Origin of the sequence: Zhongshania sp., assembly GCF_041584495.1 — a bacterium.
In the GTDB taxonomy this organism is placed as follows: domain Bacteria; phylum Pseudomonadota; class Gammaproteobacteria; order Pseudomonadales; family Spongiibacteraceae; genus Spongiibacter.
This window is the reverse complement of the sequence record NZ_JBFHDY010000200.1, coordinates 1-3581: the sequence shown is the minus strand read 5'-3', so window position 1 is coordinate 3581 and position 3581 is coordinate 1. Positions and strand designations below refer to the sequence as shown.

Sequence of the window (3581 nt, the reverse complement as noted above, 5' to 3'; positions counted from 1 at the left end):
CAGCATCGCCCAGCCTGACGAGCAGCGCCGCCAGCAACAAGGGGTTCTCAAGTGCCACCTTGTCCAAGTTCATTCCCCTAGCGGCACGAAATTCCGCCAAGGCCTCCGCTGCGCGTTCACGCCAGTCATTGCCATCACTCAGTTCAGAGAACACCTCAACACCCTTCTGCGCGGTAAGCACTCCGTCAGGCAGCGTAATAAAAATAACCTGAACAATATTTTGGGCAGCCAATTCTGCAACCGCTTGCATAACACGTGGATCGGCGCTTTCGGGCAATAAGACCCGTTTTCTATTCGTCATCGCCGCATCGCGAAGCTAGCACTGGATTTTTGGCAATGATCCACGTCAGCGTGGTGTTAACTTTGGTTTGTGGACACGTGAAATCGTGTCGAACTTAATTAAAGATCGGTTTGAGGTAGCGCTTAGCCTGACCAGTACAGGGACGCCGGCCATCCTGTCCATAAATCAAAAGAGCTAATGAAATATATCGACTCTTTGGAAGGAAAGATCGAAATCACCTTTCTTCCTGCCTATCCACCTGATTTATATCCAGATGAACTAGTTTGGCATCAGATGAGAAATACGGATACATCGAAAAAGCCACTTAAGCAAGGTGAATTGCTGAAAAATCGAGCGATAGTGGACTTAGAGAAAATTCGACGAAACAAGAAGCTTGTAAAATCTTTTTTTAAAGAAACAATAGTATCCTTTGCTGCCGCCTAAGTAGTAATTAACATATTTGCGCAATCTAACGGATCTCAAACGATCCAGCTGGGTTTACGCTTTTCTAAGAATGCGGTTAAGCCCTCTTGACCTTCGGTGCTACCTCGAATTTCTGCAATACGCTTGCTGCTGTCGGCAATGAGCTCGGGGGTAATTTCACGGTTCGCGTAATCCATAACTAGGCGCTTCGCCTCGGCAACGCCCCGTGGACCATTGCGCAAAAGGCCTTTTAAGATACGCTCAATACCTTCGTCCAAATGTGCTTCAGACTCAACCAACTCGGTAACCAAACCCAACTCTCTGGCCTTGCCCGCGCCGATCAGCTCAGCAGTAATAAAATAGCGCCGCGATGCGCGCTCGCCAATCGCGTTAATAACATAGGGGCTGATGGTCGCCGGAATCATGCCGACTTTCACTTCGCTTAAGCAGAATCCCGCAGCTGGCGACGCCACCGCAATATCGCAACAGCTCACCAAGCCAACGCCCCCGCCAAAGGCGGCGCCTTGTACTCTGGCAATGGTCAATTTTGGTAAGGTATTTAAACGATGTAGCATTTCTGCCAGTAATTCCGAGTCACGAAGGTTCTCTTCATAGCCGTACTGGGCCATGCGTCGCATCCAGTTCAGGTCGCCGCCCGCACAAAAACTCTTGCCAGTAGACGCCAATATTAGCGCTCTTACAGAGTCATCTTGCGCCGCTTTGCTAAATGCCTCGCTCAGCGCTGCAACCACGGTGTCATCGAAGGCATTGTGAATTTCTGGCCGAATAAGGGTAACTGTCGCAACACCGCGTGAATCTACAGCGTATTGAATTGGAGCGTCTGCCATGGTGTATGTCTATCCTCTACTCAATGAGATTGCTGAATTTTAGACGCAAAAAGTAGCATGCCCTGCGATTTCTTAACCATTCAACAATACAATGATCAAAATATACTACACATGCAAACCTTTCGCTGGCTTTTATATTGATTGACGGAAATCCGTCTATCACAGAACGGCCCCCTGCCTGTTAGCCTATGCAGTATTTAAAATGCAATTCAAACAATAAGCAAAAGGTGAATTCACGATGACCATAAACTTCGAGTAAATAAAAGCCGCCGTTGACTAGGAAACCGCTCAGCGCAAACCCGATCGCTAATGGCTAATGGCTAATGGCAAAATGGAGAAGCGTGGCAGAAGGTATTCAATACAGACTCTAATATATCGGGTGATGTGGGCTACTTCAACGAGAAAGGCTACGTCTACATCGTGGACCGCGCAAAAGACATGGTCGTCACCGCGGGTGAAAACGTCTACTCCACCGAAGTCGAAAACTGCTTGTCATTGCAACTAGGTATCGCCGCCGCTGCCGTCATTGGCGTGCCCAGCGAGAAATGGGGAGAAGAGGTTAAAGCCATGATCATGGCTCCAAGCTGGCACCAACCCCAGCGAAGCCGATATAATAGGCTATTGCAAAGCGCACCTAGCGCGCGACAAACGCTCAAAATCAGTGGCCTTTGTCGACGACTTCCCGCGCATCTGCGCTGGCAAGATATCGAAAAAAGATCTCCGCGCTCCCTACTGGGATAATCGCGGGCGCAGCATCGGCTAGACCAGTAACGTTACGGGAATTATTTTCCGTTTTTATTACGCTAGCTAACATTCAATAGACCAACCGGAGTTTTACAATGATCACAACCTACGATGACGCGTGGCTAATCGATGGCCGCCGCAGCGGCTTTGGTGCAGTAAACGGCACAATCTCGAACATTTCTGCAACCGATCTCGGTATTGCTGTCGTGAAAGGCCTGCTTAGCGAGGCGAAGATCAACCCACAGGACATCGACTGCCTATTTGCTGCCAACCTTGCCCCCTCTGACTTTGACGCGGGCTACTTACCTCGGCACATTGGCCTGTATTCCGGTCTTCCGCAAGGCGCACCAGCACTGATGCTGCAACGCCTGTGTGGTTCAGGTTTTGAACTTATTGCCGCAGCTGCCGATTACCGCCAGCTCAATAAAGCCGAAGTGATGCTCTGCATAGGCAGTGAATCAATGTCTCGTATGCCAGTCGCCAGCTTTACTAGTCGCAGCGGCTTTAAATTGGGTCAAGTCGACTTCCGCGACTACCTGCTTGAACTGCTCTACGACGCCGCCGCCGATATCCCAATGGGTATCACTGCCGAGAATCTCGCCAAACAGTACAACCTGAGCCGCGTTGAAGTCGATCAATTTGCGATGACCAGCTTTGAGCGAGCCTTAGCCGCGCAAAAATCCGGTATGCTCGCTGATGAAATACTCACACTCACCAACCAAACCTTTGAATGCGAAGGATTGAAAACCAAGCAGTTTAAACTGCCACGCGGTGTTGAAAGCTTTGCTACCGACGAGCATGTGCGCCCGACTACGCTAGAGACACTGGCTAAATTGCGCCCGTCCTTTACCAAGGACGGCGTACAAACTGGCGGCAATAGCTCTGGCATTGTTGACGGCGCCGCTGCCGCATTGGTTTCTAGCAAAGCCTACGCTGATCGCGCTGGCCTTAAGCCCCTCGCCAAAATCGTCGCCTCTTCTGCGGCCGGTGTTGATCCCCACTACATGGGTATCGGTCCCGTTCCAGCTATCAAGGCACTACTAGAAGCCACCGGTTTGAGCATTAACGATATTGGCTTGTTTGAAATTAACGAAGCCTTCTCGGCACAGTGCCTTGCCGTAGCCCGCGAGTTAAAAATTGACGAAAGCAAATTAAACGTCAATGGCGGCGCAACCGCATACGGCCATCCACTGGCGGCAACCGGTGTGCGTTGTACTACGACCGTAGCAAAAGAGATGAAACGCCGTGGCGTTAAATACGGTATTGCTTCGGCCTGCGTTGGCGGT

The 3581-nt window shown here is 50.4% G+C and carries 4 protein-coding genes and 1 pseudogene; 3 read left to right on the top strand and 2 right to left on the bottom strand.

Translation table 11 applies throughout. The features are described from left to right. A partial coding sequence (locus ABYP33_RS17945; protein ID WP_373092600.1) for a phosphate acyltransferase occupies positions 1-301 on the bottom strand: 301 nt, incomplete at its 3' end. A gap of 159 nt (positions 302-460) precedes the next feature. Between ABYP33_RS17945 and ABYP33_RS17940 the strand changes: the two are divergent. Beyond that, positions 461-724: pseudogene (locus ABYP33_RS17940) on the top strand (transposase); the annotation flags it as partial. Positions 725-759: 35 nt separating this feature from the next. Here ABYP33_RS17940 and ABYP33_RS17935 read toward each other — a convergent pair. Beyond that, positions 760-1551: an enoyl-CoA hydratase/isomerase family protein gene (locus tag ABYP33_RS17935; RefSeq protein WP_373092598.1), complete on the bottom strand. Its 792-nt coding sequence runs from the start codon at positions 1549-1551 to the stop codon at positions 760-762. Positions 1552-1971: 420 nt separating this feature from the next. Here ABYP33_RS17935 and ABYP33_RS17930 point away from each other — a divergent pair, with 420 nt between their 5' ends. Continuing rightward, positions 1972-2292, top strand: a complete 321-nt coding sequence (locus ABYP33_RS17930; protein WP_373092596.1) for a hypothetical protein — start codon at positions 1972-1974, stop codon at positions 2290-2292. A gap of 98 nt (positions 2293-2390) precedes the next feature. Further along, positions 2391-3581, top strand: a 1191-nt coding sequence (locus tag ABYP33_RS17925; RefSeq protein WP_373092594.1) for an acetyl-CoA C-acyltransferase, incomplete at its 3' end; no start/stop codon positions are given.

Bases quoted from the DNA above. Each gene is read 5' to 3' on its own strand.
- ABYP33_RS17935 (WP_373092598.1), bottom strand. From the start codon at position 1,551: ATGGCAGACGCTCCAATTCAATACGCTGTAGATTCACGCGGTGTTGCG.